The organism is Bradyrhizobium sp. Cp5.3 (assembly GCF_000426265.1).
GTDB classification, from domain to species: domain Bacteria; phylum Pseudomonadota; class Alphaproteobacteria; order Rhizobiales; family Xanthobacteraceae; genus Bradyrhizobium; species Bradyrhizobium neotropicale.
In genome coordinates this window covers 1-1,512 of sequence record NZ_AUFA01000135.1, presented here as the reverse complement: position 1 = coordinate 1,512, position 1,512 = coordinate 1, and the positions used below count along the sequence as shown (strand labels likewise).

General features: G+C 63.6%; 1 protein-coding gene. It reads left to right on the top strand.

Features of this window, described 5'->3' with window-relative positions:
- Nucleotides 1–113: 113 nt before the first annotated feature.
- Nucleotides 114–1,226, top strand: coding sequence for an IS110 family transposase (locus K289_RS0140795; RefSeq protein ID WP_027556540.1), 1,113 nt, complete (start codon nucleotides 114–116; stop codon nucleotides 1,224–1,226).
- The last annotated feature ends 286 nt before the right edge of the window (nucleotides 1,227–1,512 follow it).

Genomic DNA, 1,512 nt, shown 5'->3' with positions numbered 1-1,512 from the left:
CTAGACCCTATGTTTGCCCTCTGAGGTGACAGGCGGCCCGCCCCGCGGCAAGCTCCATCGAGGGTTGCGCCGGATGAGCCGGTGCCGAGCCTCAAGCATGGGGAGCGGGCCTGATGAACAATAGCATTTTCGTGGGACTGGATGTGCACAAGGCGACGATTTCGGTCGCAGTGGCGGAAGGGATGCGCGGCGGTGAAGTTCGTAACTTGGGGATCATCCCTAATCGCGCTGATCAAATCGACAAGCTGGCGAACAAGCTTGGCAAGGGTGACCGGCAGGTAAGTTTTTGTTACGAAGCCGGACCCTGCGGATATGGCCTGCATCGACAACTGACGGGACTGGGGCACAACTGCATCGTGGTGGCCCCCTCGCTGATCCCGATGAAGGCCGGGGATCGGGTAAAAACTGACCGGCGCGATGCGGCGATGCTGGCCAAGCTGCACCGGAGCGGCGAGCTGACAGCCGTGTGGATTCCGGATGCGGCGCATGAGGCCATGCGCGACTTGGTGAGAGCCCGCGCCACGGCGATGCGTGTGCTCGGCAAGGCGCGACAACATCTCCAAGGCTTCCTGCTGCGACATGGGCGCATCTATGCCGGAAAGAAGGGGTGGACTCTGGCTTATCGTCGCTGGCTGACCACGGTGCGCTTCGATCACCCGGCGAGCCAGATCGTTCTGCAGGACTACATTCATGCCGTCACCGACGCTGAAGCCCGTGTGGACTGCTTGACCAAGCGGATCGAGGAGCTGGCGCCACAATGGTCGATGACGCCGTTCGTAGAGGCCGTGCAGGCGATGCGCGGCGTCGCCTTCATCGTTGCCGTGACGGTGGTTGCCGAGGTCGGCGACTTCTCCCGCTTCGACAATCCCCGCCAGTTGATGGCCTTTCTCGGCCTCGTGCCGTCGGAGCATTCCAGCGGCGCAACCATCCGACGCGGCGGCATCACCAAGGCTGGCAACGCTCTGGCCAGGCGGGCTCTGATCGAGGGGGCGTGGACCTATCGCATGCAAGCCCGCGTCAGTCGCAAGCTCCATGACCGTAACGAGCGCCTGCCTCAAGCTATCCGCGATATCGCCTGGAAGGCCCAGGTCAGGCTGTGCGCCCGCTATCGCCGCTTGTCGGCGGCCGGCAAACCCAAGGTGATCGTCACCACCGCCATTGCACGCGAGATGGTCGGCTTCCTGTGGGCGATCACTCGTCAAGTGCAACTCAGGCCGGCCGCCTGAAGAACGCTGCTCGACCATATCTGGTGCCCAGGGCAGGAGGCAGGGCGCGGTGGGGAATCCTCGTGGCCTGTTATGAGCCGGCATTGCCGACGCTCGCTCCTAGACCGAGGCAGCCCCAAAACGAAACCACGGTCATGCGGTAGCCAACCCGCGCATGAGAGCTTGATCAACCGTCGTCTTTGGCCCTGCCTCCTACCGTGGGCACCTTCGAAGTCCAGCGTCCGGGCGCTCAGCCGGAAGCGGCTCCGCTTGATCGAGCCCCTTGACAGCAAACATGAGAGCAGGC